Origin of the sequence: Allorhizobium borbori (assembly GCF_014196535.1) — a bacterium.
GTDB lineage: Bacteria > Pseudomonadota > Alphaproteobacteria > Rhizobiales > Rhizobiaceae > Ectorhizobium > Ectorhizobium borbori.
In genome coordinates this window covers 389492-410440 of sequence record NZ_JACIDU010000002.1, presented here as the reverse complement: position 1 = coordinate 410440, position 20949 = coordinate 389492, and the positions used below count along the sequence as shown (strand labels likewise).

Here is a 20949-nt window from a genome sequence, read left to right as displayed (position 1 = left end):
TCATGAACACCATGTTCCGGCAGCCCTTCGGCCGTCTCGCTCTTGTCGGCGTCCCCAATTGCGGCAAGACGGCGCTTTTCAACGCCCTGACAGGCAGTCGCCAAAGGGTCGGCAACTATGCCGGCGTCACGGTCGAGCACAAGACCGGCACGGCGGTGACGCCCGGCGGCCACCGCTTTACCGTCATCGATCTGCCCGGCACCTATTCGCTGCGCGCCCGCAGCCCGGATGAGGAAATCACCCGCGACGTGATCCTGGGGCAGCAGGCAGAGGAGGCACGACCGGACCTGCTTCTGGCGGTTGCCGACGCCACGAACCTGCGGTCGGCGATCCGTCTCGTCATGGAAATCAAACGTACCGGCCAGCCGATGATGCTGGTCCTGAACATGATCGACATCGCGCGCTATCGCGGCATCGAAATTGATTTCGGCCGGCTTGCCGCCGATCTCGGCATGCCCGTGGTGTCCGCCAGTGCGGTGCGTCGCGGCGGCATGGACCGGCTGTGGGCAGCGCTTGACCAAGTGGCGGAGGGGCAAGCGCCGGCCGCGACCGAAAACCGCTGGACCGTTCCGGGCGTTGCCGATCTGCGCGCCGCCCAGCGGGAGGCGGATGCACTCATTGCACGCTCGGTGCGTCATCCGCCGAAGCCCGATACATTGACGACCCGCATCGACAGCGTTTTGCTGCATCCCGTTGCGGGCCTGTTGATCCTGCTTGCCCTGCTTTTCCTCATGTTTCAGGCGGTGTTTTCCTGGGCGCAACCTTTCATGGACCTGATCGAAACCGGCTTTGGCCTGCTGGGCGCAGGTATCAGCGATCTGCTGGGGCCCGGCCTGCTGCAAAGCTTCATCGTTGACGGTGCGATTGCCGGCGTCGGCAGTGTCGTCGTCTTCCTGCCGCAGATCCTCGTGCTTTTCCTGTTCATCCTGCTTCTGGAAGATCTGGGCTACATGGCGCGGGCGGCCTTCCTGATGGACCGCATCATGGGCGAGGCCGGGCTGCACGGACGGGCCTTCATTCCACTGCTCTCGAGCTTTGCCTGCGCCATCCCCGGCATCATGGCGACGCGGGTAATCGATAACCGACGCGACCGGCTGACGACCATTCTCGTGGCCCCGCTGATGACCTGTTCGGCGCGCATCCCGGTCTATACGCTCATCATTGCGGCGTTCATTCCAGAGCGGCAGGTTCTCGGCCTCTTCAATCTGCAGGGGCTGGTGATGTTCTGGCTCTATGCGGCGGGCATCGTCAGTGCGCTTGGCGCATCCTTCGTCGCCAAATATGTCTTCTGGCCGAATGAACCGACGCCGCCCTTCATGCTGGAACTGCCGGATTACAAGCTGCCGCGCGCGCGCAGTGTGCTGTTCGATCTCATGATGCGGGCAAAGATGTTTCTGCGGCGCGCCGGCACGACGATCTTCACCATGTCGGTTCTGATCTGGGTGCTGGCTTCCTTCCCCGCAGCGCCGGAAGGGGCTTCGGAGCCCGCCATCTATTACAGCTTTGCGGCCACGATCGGCCGTTTCATCGAGCCTGTGCTGGCACCGATCGGTTTCAACTGGCAGATCAGCGTTGCGCTCGTTCCCGGCATGGCGGCGCGCGAGGTGGCTGTGGCGGCCCTTGGAACCGTCTATGCCATCGAAGGTGCGGGCGAATCGACGCAGCAGGTGGCGCAGGCTCTCGCGGCCAACTGGAGCCTGCCGACCGCGCTCTCCTTCCTCGTCTGGTACATTTTCGCGCCGCAATGCATGTCGACACTTGCCGTCATCCGCCGCGAAACCGGGGCCGCCAAGTGGGCGTGGATCACCTTCGGCTACATGCTGGCGCTCGCCTATGTAGCCTCCTTCATCACCTACCATCTGGCGCTCGTCTTCCTGCCCTCCTTCGGGTGAGCGATCCACCCGCCTGCGGCTTGCGTATCAATCACAATGATAATGTGAGCCGGGAGGTGCCGACATGGTTTGCGAAGATAGCCGTCAGGACAAGGTTGCGTGGATCACGGGGGCAAGCTCGGGCATTGGCCGGGCGCTGGCGCTTCGGCTGGCGAGGGACGGCTGGAAGGTCGCGGCAAGCGCTCGGCGCGCGGGCGAACTTGGAGCGCTGTCACGCGAAAGTGGCGGGACAATCCAACCCTTTCCGCTCGATGTGTGCGACCGCGACGGAGTGCAGGCGACACTATCGGCCATCGAAAGAGGTCTCGGGCCGGTGTCGCTTGCCGTCTTCGCTGCCGGAACCTATGTGCGCGATACGCCAAGCCGCTTTGATGTAGACGCCATGCGCAGGATGGTGGAACTCAACCTCATGGGCACCGGCAACTGCCTTGAAGCGGTCATTCCGCGCATGGTCGCGCGCGGGCAGGGGCAGATCGGGCTGGTCGGGTCCGTTTCCGGATACGGCGGTCTTCCGGGTGGCGGTGTCTACGGTGCCACGAAGTCGGCGCTCATCACCATGGCCGAAGCGATGGTGCCGGAACTGCGGTTGAAGGGCGTCCGGCTGAGCGTCATCAATCCCGGCTTCGTCAAGACGGCTCTGACCGACGCCAATGATTTCCCGATGCCCTTCATGATTTCCGCCGAGGATGCGGCGGAGCGCATCGTCAAGGGCCTCAAAGCCGGGCGCTTCGAGATTGCCTTTCCCCGCCGCATGGCGCTTTCGCTCAAGTTTCTCAGCCTCTTGCCCTATCCGCTTTATTTCACGCTGACGTCGAAAATGCTCAGGCGGGGCTGATTACCGCGCCAGCGTGAACTGTACGACATCGAGCCTGCCGGTGCGGAAGCCGGCGGCGCAATAGTGCAGGTAGTAACGCCACATGCGGAAGAAACGTTCATCGAAACCCATGGGGGCGATGCGCGGCCAATGGGCGATGAAGGCACGGTCCCAGGCCAGCAGCGTGCGCTCGTAATCGCGCCCGAAGCGGAAACAGTCGGATACGGCCAGCTTGGCTTTTGTCGCGCTGGCCTCAAACGCGGTGACGGAGGGCAGCATGCCGCCGGGGAAAATGTAGGTCTGGATGAAATCCGCGCTGCGCCGGTAGGTTTCGAAGCGCGTTTCGTCGATGGTGATCACCTGTACCACCGCCTTGCCGCCTTCGGTCAAAAGATCGCGGACGCGGTTGAAATAGGTTGGCCAGTTTTCCTCACCGACGGCCTCGAACATCTCTATGGAAACGATCCTGGTGAAACGTCCCTTCACGTCGCGGTAATCCTCGATGCGGATATCCGCCCTTTCTGCGAGCCCCGCATCGGTCAGGCGCTTGCGGGCGAAATCGGCCTGTTCCTTCGAAAGCGTCAGGCCGGTCACGCGGCAACCGGTTTTCGTGATCGCACGTTCGGCAAAGCCGCCCCAGCCGCAGCCGATTTCCAGAACATGGTCGTCCGGGCCGATGGCAAGCTCGTTCAGGATGCGGTCGTATTTCGCCTCCTGCGCCTCTTTCAGCGATTGGCCGGGGCGCTCGTACAGCGCGGAGGAATAGGTCATCGTCTCGTCCAGCCACAGCCTGTAGAAGGCGTTGCCGAGATCATAGTGGAAGGCGATGTTGCGGCGGCTGCCGGCGCGGGTGTTCCGCCGCAGGCGGTGGCGCAGACGTGCGGCCCAGCCCAGCACTGCAGACGGCGCGACAACATCGCCCAACCGGTCTTCGTTGAGGATGGCGAGTTCGAGCAGCGCGGTCATGTCCGGGCTTTCCCAGTGGCCGTCCATATAGGCTTCGGCAAAACCGAGGCTGCCCTTGCTTACGAGTTTCCATACGGGATCGGCGCTGTTCAGCCGCAGTGTCGCGCTCGGCCCTTGTGCTTCGCCGTTGGCGTGAAATTCGCGGCCATCCGGGAATACCAGCGTCAGTCGGCCGTGGTGCAGGCGGTTCGCCCAGCCGGCAATCATTCGCTGCCAGAGCGGCTGGGAGCGGGAGAGGGCGAAGGGGGTGGAATGATCCGTATGACTCACGATCTTTCTCCTCACAGGGCCTTTTCGGGCGAGACAATGGTGCTGGCGACGGGATGCTCCGCCTTGCGGTGGCGGTGAACGGGCACGCCTTTCCACCAGAGTTTCAACGCTTCCCAATGGATCGCGCCCATCACCTTCACCGTCATCAGCGGATAGGCCACGAGCGCTTCAAGGAGCGTGCGGTCGGTCAGCGGCTGGCGCTTGCCGGAGAAGGATGCAAACAGCAGCGGACCCTCGGCGTCGACCTCGTTGATGGCGATCAGAACCGTTTCGCCGGGCGGCGTTATGCGGAAGCGATAGCGGCAATCCATGCCAACGAAGGGCGAAACATACATTTCCTTGGCGCATTCATGCCGCACCGCGCGGGCTTCGTCTGCACGGGCGGGAATGACGTAGGTGTGGCGCTCGTGAAATGTGTTGCAGACCTCATAAAGAATGGCGCGCAGTTCACCCTCTGCCGACCGGCAGAAATAGACGGTCAGCGGGTTGAAGACGTAGCCGAAGATGCGGGGATAACAGAGCATGGAAATTCTCATGCCCGCGCTCCACAGATCCGCCTTGAGCAGATGGCCTTCCGCCCAGGCCTTCAGTCCATCCTGTTCGCCGATGCCGTGGTCGGCGTCGTGCATGCTGAACACGGCGCGACGGTTATGGCCAAAGAGTTTCAGCGTGCCGTTGAGCGTTTCAAGCTCGTCGAGATCGAGCAGCATCGAGAAGACGCGATATCGCAGTGCATGCACCTTCGGCTTGTGCCGATGGTGCACGACATCTCCGAAATAAAGGGCGGATTGTGTGCTCATTCCGCTGCCATTTTCTGTTCATCGATGAAGATGCGGCCGGACTGGTTTTCCACCGACCACGGACGCCGCACGCCGCCAAGCTGTTCCGCGACGGCCAGACCCGATTGCAGGCCGTCCTCATGGAAACCGCTGCCGAAATAGGCGCCACAGAACCAAGTATGGCGGCGCCCCTGCAATTGCCAGATGGCCTTTTGCGCCGCGATGGCTTTTTGATCGAAAAGCGGGTGCTTGTATTGGAACGTGCCGCGCACCTTCGTTTCATCGATGGGACGTGACGGGTTGAGCGTGACGAAGAGCGGAAGCGCCGGATCGAGGCCTTGCAACCGGTTCATCCAGTAAGTGACGCAGAGCGGCGCATCGCCGCCCTCGCTTTTGCCGGCAATATAGTTCCAGCTTGACCAGACGGCCTTGCGCTTCGGCATCAGGCTGCGGTCAGAGTGCAGCACGGCAAGGTTCGGCGTGTAGGAAAAGGCGCCGAGCATGTCGCGCTCGCGCGCGTCGGCATCCGACAGCATGGCCAACGCATAGTCGGCATGGGTTGCGATCACCACGTGATCGAAACGGTCCGTGCGGCCATCGGCCAGCGTCAGCGTGGCGCCGAGATCGTCACGGCGAATATCGACAACTGTTGCCCCAAGCTTCAGCGTGCCCCTGAAATCGGCCAGCAGGCGCCCGACATATTCGCGGCTGCCGCCGCTGACGGTGCGCCATTGCGGGCGGTCCTTCAGTGTCAGCAGGCCGTGGTTGACGAAGAAGCGCACGAAGGCTTCAAGCGGATAGGCGCGCATGTCGCTGGCCGTCGTGGACCAGATGGCGGCTCCCATCGGCAGAAGGTGATCCTCGATGAAGGCGCGACCATAATTCTCGCGCGCCAGAAATTCGCCAAGCGTAAGCGCATCCGTACCGGGTTTTTTCAACGCGTCCGGGGCTTCCCGATAGAACCGCATGATGTCATTCAGCATCGACCAGAAGCGCGGCTTTACCGCATTGCTGCGCTGACCGAGCAGGCCTGAAATGCCGGAGCCGGAATATTCGAAGCCACCGTCGTTCAGCGAAGCGGCAAACGACATGTCGGAGGCTTGCGTCGGCACCTCAAGGTGATCGAACAACGCGACGAGGTTCGGGTAATTGCGGTCGTTGTAGACGATGAAGCCGGTGTCGACGGGAACTGGATCCTTGCGGCCTGCAACATTCACCGTGTTCGAATGGCCGCCGGGGCGGCTTTCGCTTTCATAGAGCGTCACATCCATGGACCGGGACAGGAGCCAGGCGGCGGAGAGACCCGAAATGCCGGCGCCGATGACAGCCACCCGCCTCGCCGTCCGGTTTGACACTGTTTCCCTGTGATCGCCCATGGCCGCGCTTTCAATTTGATACCCGATGGACAGGATTACGACGGATGCCGCGGTTCGGATTGGCGCCCATGAATTTTTTATGTGCGGATGATCCGGTCTTCAAAACGCGACGTAGAGGTCTGCATGACAATAAACGTTTCGCAGCCGCTCGGTGAATGTCACAATGGGGTCGCGCAGTCCGTTCTTGCCGCAGATTTCCTGCGGAAGACCGAAAGGACCGCGGCGATGAAGGCGCGTGCGAAAGTGATGAATGAAAGCCCGGAGGACATGACCCGGTTGCTGCTGGCCGTTGCGCAGGCGCGCGACGTCGCGGCATTCGAGGCGCTGTTCAGACATTACGGACCAAAGGTGAAGACTTACATGACGCGACAGGTGAGAAGCACCCAGATCGCCGAGGAACTGATGCAGGAAACGATGATGGCCGTGTGGAACAAGGCGGCACTGTTCGATCCTGAACGCGGCAATGTGTCGGCGTGGATTTTCACCATCGCCCGCAATCTGTGTATCTCCTCCTTCCGCAAGCAGAACCGCCCGGAATTCGATCCGAACGACCCGGCTTTCGTGCCGGACGAAGTCGTGGCCGCCGATGCCGAACTGCAAAGCCGGCAGGAGGCCGACCGGCTCTACACCGCCATGAACGCCTTGCCGGATGAACAGAAGGAACTGCTCAAGCGCTCCTTCTTCGGCGAGGTGCCGCACAGCGCGCTGGCGGAGGAATATGGCCTGCCGCTCGGCACCGTCAAATCCCGCATCCGCATGGCCGTCGCCAAGCTTCGCAAGAGCCTGGAGGACCGGCTATGAGCGTGAAGCATCATGTCAGCGACGGCCTGCTGGCCGCCTATGCGACCGGTGAACTGGCGGAAGGCTGGAGCCTTGCGATTGCCACCCATCTGGCACTGTGTCCCGAATGCCGGGTCCGGCTGGCTCGCTTCGAGACCGCCGCCGGTGAACTCATGGAAGAGACCGCTCCGGATGTTGCGGGCATCGACCAGTCCTGGGACGCGATGCGCCGTCGGCTTGTCGGCGCGGAGGTTCACGCCTTTCCCGTCCAGCCTGCTGTCTCTGCGCCTGTTCACACCGCTGTCATTCCCGAACCGCTACGCTCCTATCTCGGTTCCGATGTGGACGGTTTGAAGTGGAAGGCGCTCGGTCGCGGTGCTTCGCACATCATGATCAAGACCGGCGACAGCGAGACGAGTGTGCGGCTCCTGCGTATTCCCGCCGGCAGTCCGGTGCCGGAGCACAGCCATGGGGGCCGCGAACTGACGCTGGTTCTGGCCGGCTGTTTTACCGATGGCAGTGAACGCTTTGCCCGCGGCGATCTGGAAGAGGCCGACGAAACCGTCGAGCATCAGCCGATTGCCGGGGCTGGTGAGGATTGCATCTGCCTGGCGGTCACGGATGCGCCGCTCAGGTTCAAGAGCCGGCTTTTGCGGCTGGTGCAGCCCATTCTGGGCATTTGAGGAGACGTGTCTTGCGGACCTATCTCATCGCCTATCTGTCGACGGCCGCCGTGTTTTTCGGCCTTGATTATGTGTGGCTGAGCCGCGTGGCCATCGGCTTCTATCGCTCCGAGATCGGCGAGATCCTGCGGGACAGGCCCAACATGGCGGCGGCCGGTCTGTTCTATCTCTTCTACGTCGTCGGCATCGTCTATTTCGCCGTTTTACCCGGGGTGCAGAAAGGCAGCCTGACGACAGCGCTCTTCGGCGGCGCGCTGCTGGGTTTGATCGCTTACGGGACCTATGACATGACCAATCTCGCCACACTGAAGGTGTGGTCGCTAACGATGTCGCTGGTCGATATGGCATGGGGCGCCGTTCTCACCGCAGTCGCGGCAGGAGCTGGCTTCTGGGCGGTTTCGCACTTCAAGATATGAACTCAGGCGCAGCGCCGGCCGGCATGGACAGGCAGGCGATTGAGACGTCCTGACGCGACGAGCATGTTCACCAGTCGCCGCTCGGCATCGAACGGATGTCCGTCCCAGCCCTGATGGTCGAATCCCGTCACATGGATCGTGTCGTCGGGACCGGCGATTTCGTCCAGCACATAACCGATAGCCAGAAGGCCCGAACTCGGCACGACATAACGTTGCGTTCCGACCCGGGCCAGATCGCGGTCCAGCCGGTCGTGAACATCGCGTGGAATGACCGTCAGCGCCTTGCCGTTGGCGGCCGCGAAGGCGGCAAAATCGGGGGTCATATCATCGCAAAAATCATCGAGTTCAGGGTGGCTTTCCCGCAAATCATCGCGCAGTTCGCGAAACTTCTGGCCGTTGCGCACGCACCAGATGGTACTTGCCGATGAAACCGCCGGATGGTTTTGCCATAGCGGCGAGGATGTCATGGCGCGCGCGGGACGCCCGGTATTGCACACGGCGACAATGTCGGTGCGCGTTCCCGTATTGTGAAACGAGCGGCAATCGTTGAAGCGGATGACAAGATCGCTGGCATCGATCATTGCCGCCGCACAAGGTGGGGCGCTGCCGTTGCCGACGATCACGATATTCCTGCCCATGGCGGCCTCCGTCTTGTCCTGCCGCTCTTTACGATGTCGAGCCCTTCGCGGATCACCGACCGATTCATGATAGTGCAATCCCGGCTGCTGCACGAGTGCTCTTCCCATTGCGTTCCTTTCGTGCAAAATTGTTTCACAAAAGGAAAGGTTCGGTCATGCGCATTCTGGTCTTTCAGCATCTCGGCGTCGAACATCCCGGCATCTTCCGTGACTTCTGGAAAGAAGACGGTCACGAATGGGATGTGGTCGAGCTGGACAAGGGCGATGTGATTCCGCCGCTTGAGACTTACGATTTTCTGGCCGTTATGGGTGGGCCGCAGGATGTCTGGCAGGAGGATGCCTTCCCCTGGCTCGTCGCGGAAAAGGCGGCGATCCGGCGCTGGGTGCTGGAGCTTGAGAGGCCTTATCTCGGCATGTGCCTTGGCCACCAGCTTCTCGCCGAGGCACTGGGCGGCAAGGTGACGCTGATGGATGCGGCAGAGGTTGGCCTGACGGAGGTCGGCTTCACGCCGGAGGGCCGGAGCGATCCGTTGTTTGCCGGTATCGGCGACCGCATGCTGACGCTGCAATGGCACGGGGCGGGCATTTCCACCCTGCCGGCCGGTGCCGTGGTTCTGGCGTCCAATGCCGCCTGTGCGGTGCAGGCCATGCGCTATGGAAAACATGCATATGGCCTGCAGTATCACATCGAGATCACCGCCGGCACGGTTGCCGACTGGGAGGCTGTTGCAGAATACAAGGCCAGCCTTGAGGCGACGCTGGGGCTTGAAGGCGCAGAAAGCCTGAAGGCCGAGATGATGGCGAAACTGCCGGTTATCAGTGCCGGTGCGCGGGCGGTGCACGAAAATCTTTCAGCGCTAATCGGCGTCGGGGCAGGGCGCTCCACTGCCTGATTTTCCAGAGTATTTCCGGTGGTTACAGGATCACTAGAAATGCTCTATCGTTTGTTTTTGTTGCGTTGTTCGACGCCGAAGCAAGCACGCTTCGGCTGGAACTGCTCGGGGTCTATCCGGTGCCGCTTACCGGCGCGGCGTCCCGTACTCCATGAGGGTATGTGCCAGCATATCGACGAAGAAATCGGCACTTTCGCGGGAAAGGCAAAGGGGCGGCTTGATCTTCAGCACGTTGAGATAATCGCCTGTCGGCTGCATGATCACACCGAGTTCAAGCAACCGGTCGCATATGGCGGCGGTTTCTTCCGTTGCCGGTTCCAGCGTTTCGCGGTCACGGACGAATTCGACGCCGAGATAAAGACCCATGCCGTGCACGGCACCCACCAGCGGAAAGCGCTGGCCGAGCGCTTCCAGCCGGGCTTTCAGGTAGTCTCCGGTCTCGCGGGTGTTCCGGTGCAGGCCTTCGTCTTCCAGAATATCGAGAACGGTCATGCCGACGACGGCGCTGACCGGGCTGCCACCGGCGGAGGAGAAGAAATAGCCCTCGTTTTCCAGCGCATCGGCGATCGCCCTTGTGGTGATGACCGCGCCGAGCGGGTGGCCGTTGCCCATGCCCTTGGCGATGCTGATGATGTCGGGGATCACACCCTGCTGCTCCACGCCCCAGAAGTAATGGCCGAGACGGCCATAGCCCACCTGCACCTCGTCGGCGATGCACACGCCGCCGCGCGCGCGCACCATGGCATAGATTTCCTTGAGGTAACCCGGCGGGAGCGGAATGCCGCCGGCATTGCCATAGACGGGCTCACAGATGAAGCCGCCGAGGCGCTCGCCTTTCGCATCAAGCCGTTCGATGACGTCTTTCACCAGAGCCACATAGGGGCCGGTGCTCTCGGGCCCACGATAGGGGCCGCGATAGGTGTTGGGCGAGACGACCGGATGCACCCATTGCGGCCGGGTCGTCAGCGCGGCGGGATTGTCGGCGATGGAGGTTGAAACGGCATCGGCGCCGACCGTCCAGCCGTGATAGCCCTCCAGCAGGCACAGCATGTTGCGCGCGCCCGCTGCCGCCCAGGCAAGCCGGATGGCGAGATCGTTGGCTTCCGAGCCGCTGTTGACGAGGAAGACGGTGTCCAGCCCTTCCGGGGCGAGGTCGGCAAGCCGCTGCGAGAATTCGGCAACCGCTTCGTAATGGAAGCGCGAGTTGGTGTTGAGGCGGGTCCATTGCCGGCGCACGGCGTCGGCCAGACGTGGATGACCGTGGCCGAGGATCGTCACGTTGTTCACCATGTCGAGATAGGCGCGGCCTTCGACATCGAACATATGCTCCCGGTGTCCGCGCTCGATCTGCGGCGGGCGGGCATAATAATTTTTCTGCGCCTGCGCGAAGTGGCGCTTGCGGATTTCCATTAGGCGGGCATTCTCCGGCAGAGGCGCATCGCAATCGAAGCCGATGAGCGTCTTCGGCGACGGGCAGAGAGTGGCCCAGGCGCCAGCCTGCACCGGCGTCGCGAAGGCTGGCGGCACGATGCCCGGCAGACGGCAAAGCTGCACCCACAGGCGTCCGTTCTGTCCGGCTTCGCCGAGCGCTGCACCAGCGTAAATAGTGGCCCCGTTACGCAACTCCGAGGCTGCACCGCGCAGGATAAGCGAGGCCTCCGTTCCGTCAAGGATCAACGCGTTGCCGGTAAGGCGCACGGTTCCGGCGAAGGGCGCGGCGATTTTCGTGCCGGGCGGCAGGAGAAGCTCGACGCCGAGCGCGAAAGTCTCGCCGGGCGCCGTGGATAGCAGGCGGGTTCGGGTCAGGCGGTATTCACCGTAACGGGTGGCAGCAAAGCCGGTTTCTGCTGCCGCCTTGGCCAGAAGCGGAAACTCCACCGGTGTTTCCAGCCAGTTCACATCGTCGAGGGCGGCGCTCTCAACATCGAGTTCGATGAGCGATACCGTGGCAGGCTCGAGTGTCGGCAGAAGCTTTCCACCGCTGATCGGGGAGGGCGGCGTGAAACGTTTGAGCGTCTGTCGGATTGCGATTTCCATCAGGGCCAGCGGCACGGTGGTCGCGACCTCCAGAATGCGTCGTTCATGCTCGGCATTGGCGGCGATATAGGCGTTTTCCGTATCGAACCCGGCCTGATGCTCGGCGCTTGTGACGAGAACCAGGGCACGCAGCACGATGAGCGGCCAGAGCGCAGCGATTTCCGCTTCATCCAGTGGACGGAACGCATGGAAGGCTTCGATGGCGGGCAGGATCGTGAAGGGATCGCCATCGCCGTGGTGGAGGAGGGCGGCGCAGGTGACGACGAGTTCGGCTATGGCGTAACCCCGGCTCAGGTCGCCGAAATCGATGACGCCATCCGGCAACGCGCCGAGTGTTACGGTGTTGTCGTCGGTCAGGTCGTTATGCACCGCCTGCTGGCGCAGCAGCGGCAGATGCGGCTGAAGTGCTGCAGCGGCTTCGTTCGTCAGCGTTTCAAGATGCGCGCGGTGATCCGCATCGGGCAATGATGGCAAAAGCGCACGGATGACGGCTTCGGCATGGCGCATGTCCCATTGCAGTTCCCGCTCGATGCCGGGATGGGTGAAGTCCGAGAGCGCCAGCGCCAGCCTGCCCGCGAGTTCGCCAAAGGCCGCGATGGTTTTGACCGAGAGGTGCTGGCGGCGCGTCAGGGGCTCGCCTTCGAGATAGGTCAGAAGCCGGAACCGTAGCAATTCGCCGCCGATTTCCGCCGTGCCGATGCCTTCGCCACTCTTCGTCAGGATGACGCGGGGCAGGCGCACGCCGTCCAGCCGCGCGGCAAGATGGGCGAAGGCGGCGTGCTGCGCCTCCAGCTCGCTCATGGCGTAGTCCGCCTGCGAGACCTTGAGGACGAAGCGGCCTTCCGCCGTTGTCAGGCGGAAATTACGGTCCTGCTGGCTGCCCAACTCATCAAGCGTGCCCGTAAGGCCGTAATGGTCCCGCAGGATGGCGGCGGCGTCGGCTTCGATCAGCGCCGGGCGGGGCAGGGAACTGCGCGTCAGAAAAACGGTCGTCATCGGTCGTCCTCGAAGGCGGGCGAAACCGGCGGTTCGCCGCACCGCATGTCGTCAGGCAAGGGGCGCTGCCCAGATTGTCTATTCGTTAGCACAGCGGTAATGGCCCCGCACAGGGGCCCCTGAGCATGTTTCACCGCAATTGCTTTGACTTTTTCGGTGCAGATCATTAGGGACAGCGCAACGATACGGCCCCGGATACATGCTCGGGCCGCTCCATTCGCGCTCCGGCGCCTGAAAATCCGAAAGACCAGACTATGACCGATCAGAATGTCGCCGTTCCGGCGATTGCCAAGGCGTTGGCGAAGCGTGGCTACGAAACCCTCACCCCGGTTCAGCAATCCATGCTCGATCCGGCGCTCGAGGGGGCCGATGCGCTGGTTTCCGCGCGGACCGGCTCGGGCAAGACCGTTGCCTTCGGCATTGCCATGGCGCCGACGCTTCTGGCGGGTCGCGACACGTTCGGCCGCGCCGAAGCGCCGCTTGCCATGGTCATCGCGCCCACCCGCGAACTGGCCATGCAGGTCATGCGCGAGCTGGAATGGCTTTATGAACTGACCGGCGCGGTCATCGCGAGCTGCGTTGGCGGCATGGATATCCGCAACGAGCGCCGGGCGCTGGAGCGCGGCGCCCATATCGTCGTCGGTACGCCGGGCCGTATCTGCGACCACATTCGCCGCAATGCGCTCGATATTTCCGCGCTGCGTGCGGTCGTGCTGGATGAAGCCGACGAAATGCTTGATCTCGGCTTCCGCGAAGACCTCGAATTCATTCTGGAAGGCGCACCGGCAGACCGCCGCACGCTGATGTTCTCGGCCACGGTCTCCGCTCCCATTGCCAAGCTCGCCCAGAGCTATCAGCGCAATGCCGTGCGTGTGGCCGCCACGACCGAGGAAAAGCAGCATGGCGATATCGAATATCGTGCGCTGGCCGTTACCCCGTCCGATCGCGAGAACGCCATCGTCAACGTTCTGCGCTACTACGAAGCGCAGAACGCCATCGTGTTTTGCTCGACGCGCGCCGCCGTCAATCATCTGACGGCGCGGCTCATCAACCGGAATTTCTCTGTCGTCGCCCTTTCCGGCGAACTGACGCAGAATGAACGGACGCATGCGCTGCAGGCGATGCGCGACGGGCGTGCCCGCGTTTGCGTGGCGACCGACGTCGCGGCCCGCGGTATCGACCTGCCGGGTCTCGAACTCGTCATCCATGCCGATCTGCCGACCAATTCCGAGACGCTGCTGCACCGTTCGGGCCGTACCGGCCGCGCCGGTCGCAAGGGCATCAGCGCGCTGATCGTACCCGTCAACCAGCGCCGCAAGGCCGAGCGCCTGCTGGCCGGCGCTGCCGTGACCGCCACCTGGGCACGCCCGCCATCTGCCGAGGAAGTAACGAGCCGGGATGATGAGCGCCTGCTGGCCGATCCGGTCTTTTCGGCCAAGCCGAGCGATGACGAGCGTGCACTGGCCGAACGGCTGATCGCCGCTCACGGTGTCGACAAGCTCGCGGCGGCTTTCGTCAGCCTTTACCGCGCCAAGCATACCGCGCCGGAAGACATTGCCGAAGTGGCGATCCACGCCGACGGCGGACGCAAGTCGCGCGACGGCCAGCCGCGTCAGGAGTTTCCGGTGACGCCGCGCACGCCGCGCGGTGAATTCGGCCCGGCCGTTTGGTTCTCGCTTTCGGTTGGCCGCAAGCAGAATGCCGAGCCGCGCTGGCTGATCCCCATGCTGTGCCGTAATGGCGGGCTCAGCAAGAGCGAGATCGGCGCGATCAAGATGCAGCAGGACGAAACCTTCGTGGAAATCGCCGCTGATCACGCGGACGGTTTCATGCAGGCCATCGGCAAGGACAAGACGCTGGAGCGCGGCATGCGCGTGAAGCGGCTGGACGGCGTGCCGGATCTGAGCCGCGCCGCCAATACCCGCCCGTCGGCCCGCACGGATGGTGACGAGCGTCCCCGCGCGCCCTTCCGTGATGACAAGCCGAAGGCCAAGCCGCACCGCAAGGGTGAAGGCAAGTCCGGCAAGGATTATCCGCCGCGGGACGGCAAGCCGCCGTTCAAGGGCAAGCCCAAGTCAAAGGATGGCAAGCCTTCCGGTCAGCGCAAGGGCTACTGAGGGCGACTTGTCGTTTATCTTGCGCATCTGCAAGTGACACGACGATACGTTGTGTTTTTTCTTCATGAGGTGCAGCTAAGATTTAACGGTTTATCCGTTAGACTGCTGCATTCGTGGAGACCTGCGCAAGATGGGTGTGCAAAGACCGGATGACTTTTTTTCGAGCCGGCAGCGTCTGATGACGCTGGCCGGTTTCCTGCCTGCGGTCATTGCGTGCTTTGTCGTCATTGTAGCCATGTGGCGTGTCGACCGCGAACAGGTCGCTCAGTTCAATCTTGATCAACGGTCGGCGGTCGAGGAACAGTTGGCCGCCGTTGGTGCGCGTATAGCGACCTCCGTCGGCGGTGATATCAAGCTCAGCCGTGGCCTTGTGTCCGCGCTCAGTCTCAACCCCGATATGACGCAGGATCAGTATTCCGCCTTTGCCAGCGGCCTGTTCGACACTCGCACCAACCTCCGAAGTGTCGCGGCTGCTCCCGATCTCGTCATAAGGCTGGTCTATCCGATGGAGCCGAATCGCAAGGCGATCGGTCTGGATTACCGGACCCGGCCCGACCAGAGGGCTGCTGTCATCAAGGTGATGCAGGAGCGGCAAACGGTTGTCACCGGTCCCATCGATCTCGTGCAGGGCGGCAAGGGGCTCGTCATCCGCTATCCGGTCATTCGTCAGGATACAGGAGCGGAATGGGGGATCGTATCCTCCGTGCTCGATGTCGAAAGGCTTTACGAGACCACTGGCCTGACGGCACTTGGCGAAACCCTCGACTTTGCACTGGTGAAGACAGAGGAAGGCACCGCCGGTCAGCGCTTTTTCTCGTCCGGGGATGTCGGCGGTCGGTCGCCCGTCAGCGTCGCCATCGATCTCGGTTATGTTCACTGGACGCTTCTGGCCGTGCCGCGAGGCGGATGGCTGGTGACTTCCCCTGAATTGACACGTTCGCGGCTGGAAAACGGCGGCATCGCCATCTGCATTCTGCTGCCGCTGTTGTGGGCGGGCATTCTTTCCCGCCAGCGCCAGCGCAAGACGCTGGCCCTGCAACAGCGTGAGGCCGAAATGGCGCGCCTTTCCGGGCGTCTGGAGATGGCGCTCTCCGCCTCTTCCATCGGCGTCTGGGAACTGGATACGGTTGCCGGCAGCCTTGAGTGGGACATGCGCCTGCGCGACATCTTTTCGGCGCCACCGGAGAAAAGCCAGTTTTCTTATGCGGATTGGAGCCGTGCGGTTCACCCTGATGATGTGGGTGATGCGGAGCGGTTACTTCGCCGGACCATCGACACAGGTGAGGTGCTGAACACACAGTTCCGCATCGTTCGGCCGGACGGAGAGGTTCGCCATATCCGCGCCATCGGCAACATATATCACACCAGTAGCGGGCCGCGGGTCGTGGGTGTGAACTGGGATGTGACGGAAGATGTTCTTTTGAACCAGGCCCTGCGGGATGCCAAGCAGCATGCCGAAACGCAGAACAGCGAATTGCGTCAGGCGCGGCAGAATCTTGAACACCTTTCGCTCCATGATGCGTTGACCGGCCTGCCCAACCGCCGCTATCTCGACCTGCATCTGTTGTCCTGCGAGGGCTATGGGGCGGTCGGCAAGGTCGCGGTTCTCCATGTCGATCTCGACCGTTTCAAGGAAATCAACGACACGCTCGGCCATGCAGCCGGCGACCGCCTGCTGGTCAATGTCGGTGAGCGGCTGCTGGCAGCCTTGGCGCCCGATGAGTTTGCAGCCCGCGTCGGCGGCGACGAATTCGTCGTCGTCGTTCGTGGTACCGATCCGGCGTTGAGAGCGCGTGCGCTTGCCGCGGACATTATCGACCGCATGGCGCGACCTTTCGTGATCGAGGACATCCAATGTCGTGTCAGTTGCAGTGTCGGCCTTGCTATCCAGTCCGCCGCGGATGACACGATCCAGGATCTGCTCGTGAATGCCGATATCGCCCTTTACGAAGCAAAGAAGCTCGGCAAGAACCGGATGGAGCAGTTCACCGACAAGCTGAGGCTTGCGGCAGTGCATGTTCGGATGATGTCCGATGAACTCGTCTCCGGTCTGGAGCGCGATGAATTCCTGCCATTCTACCAGCCGCAATTCGATGCCCATTCATTCAGGATCGTTGGCGTCGAGGCGCTGGCGCGCTGGAATCACCCCACCCGCGGCCTTCTGCCGCCGGGTGAGTTCCTGTCGATTGCCAGTGATCTGGACCGGGTCGGCAAGATCGACGAGATCATGCTGGAAAAGGGACTGGCCCAACTCGGCGAGTGGCGCCGGCTGGGGCTCGATATTCCAAAGCTTTCCGTCAACATCTCGCTGTCGCGCCTGCAGGACAAGGACCTGTTCTCCCATCTCGAATCGCTGCGTTTCGAACCGGGATCGCTGTCCTTCGAGCTTCTCGAATCGATTTCCTTCGACGATGTCGGTGATGAGGTGAAAGAGGCTATCGCACGCCTGAAGCGTGCCCATGTCGGCATAGAGATTGATGATTTTGGCACGGGCCACGCCTCGATCGTCAATCTGCTCGATCTGGCGCCCGACCGCTTGAAGATTGACCGGAAGCTGGTCGCCTCGGTAGACGCCTCAGGTGCTCGCCGACGGCTTGTGGCTTCGATGATCGAAATGGGGCGGGCACTCGGCATCGGTACGGTTGCCGAAGGTGTCGAGACCATGCAGCAGGCGAAGATCCTCGGCGATCTCGGCTGCGATACGTTGCAGGGCTATGCCCTTGCCAAGCCCATGTCGGCAGACGATCTCTATGCGTTCGCGCTCCATCGCCAGGACTTTCCCTCGCGCGCCAGCTTCGCAGTCTGATCCGCCGCGCCCACCTTCATCTCTCTCTTATCTGCTGTTCTCAACGGATTTTCCGTTGCCTCTTCACGGGCATTTTCCGCCGCAGACGTGGTTAATGCCGAATGAACAGTGGATGGATGATGATACGTGTTGACGAAAAATTCACGATGACTACTATATCTTGTGTCTGAGGTTCCCGCGATTCGCAAGATTGTGGGCTAAGACGGGAATTTGGTGAGGGGCCTTTCGAGGCCCTGAATCCAGAGCTGCCCCCGCAACTGTAAGCGGCGAGCGCCCGTTCCAATATGCCACTGGACCATGCTGGTCCGGGAAGGTGGGGCGGGTGCGCTGAGCCGTGAGCCAGGAGACCTGCCTCAGCATGTGAACGTCCGCCGGCGGGGTGTCCGGCAGGTCGCGGTTATCGTTCGGCATCATGCCGCGCGCGCCGTTGCCTGCGAAGCTCCGTCTTTTCAAAGCTTCGGGGTGAAGGCCATGCCTGTTTCTGTTTATCCGCGTTCTTCCGTTCCCTGATCCGCCGGGCCTGTTCGGCCTGCCTTTTTTCTTCGTCTTATGCCCGGCATGGCGACATGCCGGAACGATCTTTCACGCCCTGTCTTCACGAGGATACCATGACCGTGACCGTTTATTCCAAGCCCGCCTGCGTTCAGTGCACCGCGACCACCCGCGCGCTCGACCGTCAGGGCGTCGCCTATCAGATCGTCGACATTTCCGTGGATGCCGATGCCTACAGTCTCGTGCAGGGGTTGGGTTACCGGCAGGTGCCGGTGGTCGTTGCCGGCAAGACGCATTGGTCTGGCTTCCGTCCGGACCTGATCGGCAGCCTTTCCGAAACCGTCATGGCGTAAGGCGGCATCGCGATGGGCGGTCTCGTCTATTTCTCCAGCCGGTCGGAGAACACCCACCGTTTCGTGGAGAGGCTGGGTCTACCCGCGCTGCGCCTGGCCATCGATGCGGATGAACCCGTCCCATCGGTGAGCGAGCCCTATGTGCTGGTTACGCCGACCTATGGCGGCGGGGGTGAGAAGGGGGCGGTGCCGAAGCCGGTGATCCGCTTCCTCAACGATCCGCGGAATCGCGCCCTCATTCGCGGCGTGATCGCGGCAGGCAACACCAATTTCGGCACAGCCTATGCGCTTGCCGGCGACATCATCGCCGCGAAATGCGCCGTGCCCTTCCTCTATCGTTTCGAGCTTCTTGGAACGGCGGAGGACATCGACAACGTTACCCAGGGACTTGGACGATTTTGGACCAGATGACACTCAACAAGCCGGCGAAGAGCGGCGACACCGCGCTCGATTATCACGCGCTCAACGCCATGCTGAACCTCTATGATGAGGCGGGCCGGATCCAGTTCGACAAGGACCGGCTGGCGGCCCGGCAATATTTCCTCCAGCATGTCAACCAGAACACGGTCTTCTTCCATAACCTCAGGGAAAAGCTCGATTATCTGGTGTCGGAGGGCTATTACGAGCAGGAGGTTCTCGACCAGTATGCGTTCAACTTCGTGCGCGACCTGTTCGATGAAGCCTATGCAAAGAAGTTTCGCTTTCCCACCTTCCTCGGCGCGTTCAAGTATTACACTTCCTACACGCTGAAGACTTTCGACGGGAAGCGCTATCTGGAGCGCTATGAGGACCGCGTTTGCATGGTGGCCCTGACGCTGGCGCGCGGCAGTGAGGCGCTCGCCCGCGATCTGATGGCGGAGATTATCGCCGGGCGTTTCCAGCCGGCGACGCCGACCTTCCTCAATGCCGGCAAGAAGCAGCGCGGCGAACTCGTGTCCTGCTTCCTGCTCCGGATCGAGGACAATATGGAAAGCATCGGCCGGTCGATCAATTCGGCTTTGCAGCTCTCCAAGCGCGGCGGCGGCGTGGCCCTGTCGCTCACCAATATCCGCGAGGCGGGTGCGCCGATCAAGCAGATCGAGAACCAGTCGTCCGGCGTCATTCCGGTGATGAAGCTTCTGGAGGATTCCTTCTCCTACGCCAACCAGCTTGGCGCGCGGCAGGGGGCAGGCGCGGTCTATCTGCATGCCCATCATCCGGACATCATGCGCTTTCTCGACACCAAGCGCGAGAATGCCGATGAGAAGATCCGCATCAAGACCCTGTCGCTCGGCGTCGTCATCCCCGACATCACGTTCGAACTGGCGAAGAACAACGAGGATATGTACCTCTTCTCGCCCTATGACGTGGAGCGCATCTATGGCGTACCGCTCAGCGAGATTTCGGTGACGGAAAAGTATCGCGAGATGGTGGACGATCCACGCATCACCAAGAAGAAGATCAAGGCGCGCGAATTCTTCCAGGTGATTGCCGAAATCCAGTTCGAGAGCGGCTATCCCTACATCATGTTCGAAGACACGGTGAACCGCGCCAACCCCATTGCGGGCCGCATCAGCATGAGCAATCTCTGCTCGGAAATCCTGCAGGTCAGCGAGGAGAGCCGGTTCAACGAGGATCTGTCCTACGAGCATCTCGGCAAGGACATTTCCTGCAATCTCGGTTCGCTGAACATCGCGAACGCGATGGATTCGGGCGACTTCGGCAAGACCATCGACACCGCCATCCGCGCACTGACAGCCGTGTCCGACATGAGCCACATCGGTTCGGTGCCTTCGGTGGCGCGGGGCAACAGCGAAAGCCACGCCATCGGCCTCGGTCAGATGAACCTGCATGGCTATCTCGCCCGCGAACGCATCTTCTACGGTTCGGAAGAGGGTGTCGACTTCACCAATATGTATTTCTACACGGTGACGTTCCACGCGCTTTCGGCCTCCAACCGCATTGCGGCGGAACGCGGCGAAAGCTTTAGCGGCTTCGAGAACTCGAAATATGCCTCGGGCGAGTATTTCGACAAATACATCGGACAGGACTGGGTGCCGGCGACGGAACGGGTGACGGAACTCTTCGAAAAGGCGGGCGTAGCGCTTCCGACGCGTGAGGACTGGCTGGCGTTGAAGACGCGCGTCATGGAAACCGGTCTTTATAACCAGAACCTGCAGGCGGTGCCGCCGACGGGGTCGATCTCCTACATCAACCACTCGACCTCCTCGATCCACCCGATCGTTTCGAAGATCGAGATCCGCAAGGAAGGCAAGATCGGCCGCGTCTATTATCCCGCGCCCTACCTCTCTAACGACAATCTCGATTACTATCAGGATGCCTACGAGATCGGTCCCCAAAAGATCATCGACACCTATGCGGCAGCGACCCAGCATGTCGACCAGGGCTTGTCGCTGACACTGTTCTTCCGTGATACGGCCACCACCCGCGACATCAACCGTGCCCAGATCCATGCGTGGAAGAAGGGCATCAAGACCATCTATTACATCCGCCTGCGCCAGATGGCGCTGGAGGGAACGCAGGTTCAGGGCTGCGTTTCGTGCACATTGTGATTTAAGGCGCGCCTCTCATACGCGGTTGCCCCTTCACCCTGTCCCTCTGTTCGAGGGGGAGGGATGATCGGGGTGAACTTTGCGGCTAT

Annotated in this window: 16 protein-coding genes and 1 riboswitch; of the genes, 11 read left to right on the top strand and 5 right to left on the bottom strand. The window is 61.9% G+C overall.

What is annotated here, in order from left to right; translation table 11 throughout:
• The first annotated feature begins 2 nt into the window (after positions 1–2).
• Both feoB and GGQ66_RS03940 read left to right on the top strand, forming a co-directional pair.
• A complete protein-coding gene (gene feoB / locus GGQ66_RS03945) occupies positions 3–1892 on the top strand; it encodes a ferrous iron transport protein B (protein ID WP_183789603.1) in 1890 nt (629 codons plus the stop codon).
• 64 nt (positions 1893–1956) lie between these two features.
• Positions 1957–2727 carry an SDR family NAD(P)-dependent oxidoreductase gene (locus GGQ66_RS03940; protein WP_183789601.1) on the top strand — a complete coding sequence of 257 codons (771 nt, stop codon included), beginning with the start codon at positions 1957–1959 and terminating at the stop codon, positions 2725–2727.
• On the opposite strand, the gene GGQ66_RS03935 is transcribed toward GGQ66_RS03940, so the two are convergent.
• The 3 genes from GGQ66_RS03935 to GGQ66_RS03925 are packed head-to-tail and all read right to left on the bottom strand — an operon-like array spanning position 2728 to position 6097.
• Positions 2728–3942: a class I SAM-dependent methyltransferase gene (locus GGQ66_RS03935; RefSeq protein ID WP_370686279.1), complete on the bottom strand. Its 1215-nt coding sequence runs from the start codon at positions 3940–3942 to the stop codon at positions 2728–2730.
• An 11-nt stretch (positions 3943–3953) separates the two neighbouring features.
• Entirely contained in the window at positions 3954–4742 is a 789-nt protein-coding gene (locus GGQ66_RS03930; RefSeq protein ID WP_183789599.1) for a DUF1365 domain-containing protein, read from the bottom strand.
• Positions 4739–6097, bottom strand: a complete 1359-nt coding sequence (locus tag GGQ66_RS03925; protein ID WP_183789597.1) for an NAD(P)/FAD-dependent oxidoreductase — start codon at positions 6095–6097, stop codon at positions 4739–4741. The genes GGQ66_RS03930 and GGQ66_RS03925 overlap by 4 nt, the downstream gene beginning before the upstream one ends.
• 225 nt (positions 6098–6322) lie before the next feature.
• On the opposite strand from GGQ66_RS03925, the gene GGQ66_RS03920 reads away from it, so the two are divergent.
• Genes GGQ66_RS03920 through GGQ66_RS03910 form a run of 3 tightly spaced genes read left to right on the top strand, consistent with a single transcriptional unit; the run spans position 6323 to position 7976 of the window.
• The gene (locus tag GGQ66_RS03920; protein ID WP_237358773.1) at positions 6323–6898 is read left to right on the top strand and encodes a sigma-70 family RNA polymerase sigma factor; all 576 of its coding nucleotides are present in this window, start codon (positions 6323–6325) and stop codon (positions 6896–6898) included.
• Positions 6895–7560, top strand: a complete 666-nt coding sequence (locus GGQ66_RS03915) for a ChrR family anti-sigma-E factor (protein WP_183789593.1) — start codon at positions 6895–6897, stop codon at positions 7558–7560. The genes GGQ66_RS03920 and GGQ66_RS03915 overlap by 4 nt, the downstream gene beginning before the upstream one ends.
• Positions 7561–7571: 11 nt before the next feature.
• Positions 7572–7976: a DUF2177 family protein gene (locus GGQ66_RS03910; RefSeq protein WP_183789591.1), complete on the top strand. Its 405-nt coding sequence runs from the start codon at positions 7572–7574 to the stop codon at positions 7974–7976.
• A 2-nt stretch (positions 7977–7978) separates the two neighbouring features.
• Here GGQ66_RS03910 and GGQ66_RS03905 read toward each other — a convergent pair whose 3' ends face one another.
• Entirely contained in the window at positions 7979–8614 is a 636-nt protein-coding gene (locus GGQ66_RS03905; RefSeq protein ID WP_183789589.1) for a Urease operon accessory protein, read from the bottom strand.
• 155 nt (positions 8615–8769) lie between these two features.
• Here GGQ66_RS03905 and GGQ66_RS03900 point away from each other — a divergent pair, with 155 nt between their 5' ends.
• The gene (locus GGQ66_RS03900; RefSeq protein WP_183789587.1) at positions 8770–9507 is read left to right on the top strand and encodes a type 1 glutamine amidotransferase; all 738 of its coding nucleotides are present in this window, start codon (positions 8770–8772) and stop codon (positions 9505–9507) included.
• A gap of 126 nt (positions 9508–9633) precedes the next feature.
• On the opposite strand, the gene GGQ66_RS03895 is transcribed toward GGQ66_RS03900, so the two are convergent.
• The gene (locus GGQ66_RS03895; RefSeq protein ID WP_183789585.1) at positions 9634–12540 is read right to left on the bottom strand and encodes an aminotransferase; all 2907 of its coding nucleotides are present in this window, start codon (positions 12538–12540) and stop codon (positions 9634–9636) included.
• Positions 12541–12794: 254 nt separating this feature from the next.
• Between GGQ66_RS03895 and GGQ66_RS03890 the strand changes: the two genes are divergently transcribed.
• From GGQ66_RS03890 to nrdE, 5 genes are all read left to right on the top strand, one after another.
• Positions 12795–14657, top strand: a complete 1863-nt coding sequence (locus GGQ66_RS03890) for a DEAD/DEAH box helicase (RefSeq protein WP_183789584.1) — start codon at positions 12795–12797, stop codon at positions 14655–14657.
• A 130-nt stretch (positions 14658–14787) separates the two neighbouring features.
• The gene (locus tag GGQ66_RS03885; protein WP_183789582.1) at positions 14788–17463 is read left to right on the top strand and encodes a bifunctional diguanylate cyclase/phosphodiesterase; all 2676 of its coding nucleotides are present in this window, start codon (positions 14788–14790) and stop codon (positions 17461–17463) included.
• A 152-nt stretch (positions 17464–17615) separates the two neighbouring features.
• A riboswitch (cobalamin riboswitch) is annotated at positions 17616–17833 on the top strand.
• A gap of 238 nt (positions 17834–18071) precedes the next feature.
• Positions 18072–18308: a glutaredoxin-like protein NrdH gene (gene nrdH, locus GGQ66_RS03880; RefSeq protein WP_183789580.1), complete on the top strand. Its 237-nt coding sequence runs from the start codon at positions 18072–18074 to the stop codon at positions 18306–18308.
• A gap of 12 nt (positions 18309–18320) precedes the next feature.
• Positions 18321–18719, top strand: coding sequence for a class Ib ribonucleoside-diphosphate reductase assembly flavoprotein NrdI (gene nrdI / locus GGQ66_RS03875; protein WP_183789578.1), 399 nt, complete (start codon positions 18321–18323; stop codon positions 18717–18719).
• On the top strand, positions 18716–20860 hold the full coding sequence (gene nrdE / locus GGQ66_RS03870; RefSeq protein ID WP_183789576.1) for a class 1b ribonucleoside-diphosphate reductase subunit alpha: 2145 nt from the start codon (positions 18716–18718) through the stop codon (positions 20858–20860). Before nrdI ends, nrdE begins: the two co-directional genes overlap by 4 nt.
• Positions 20861–20949 lie beyond the last annotated feature (89 nt).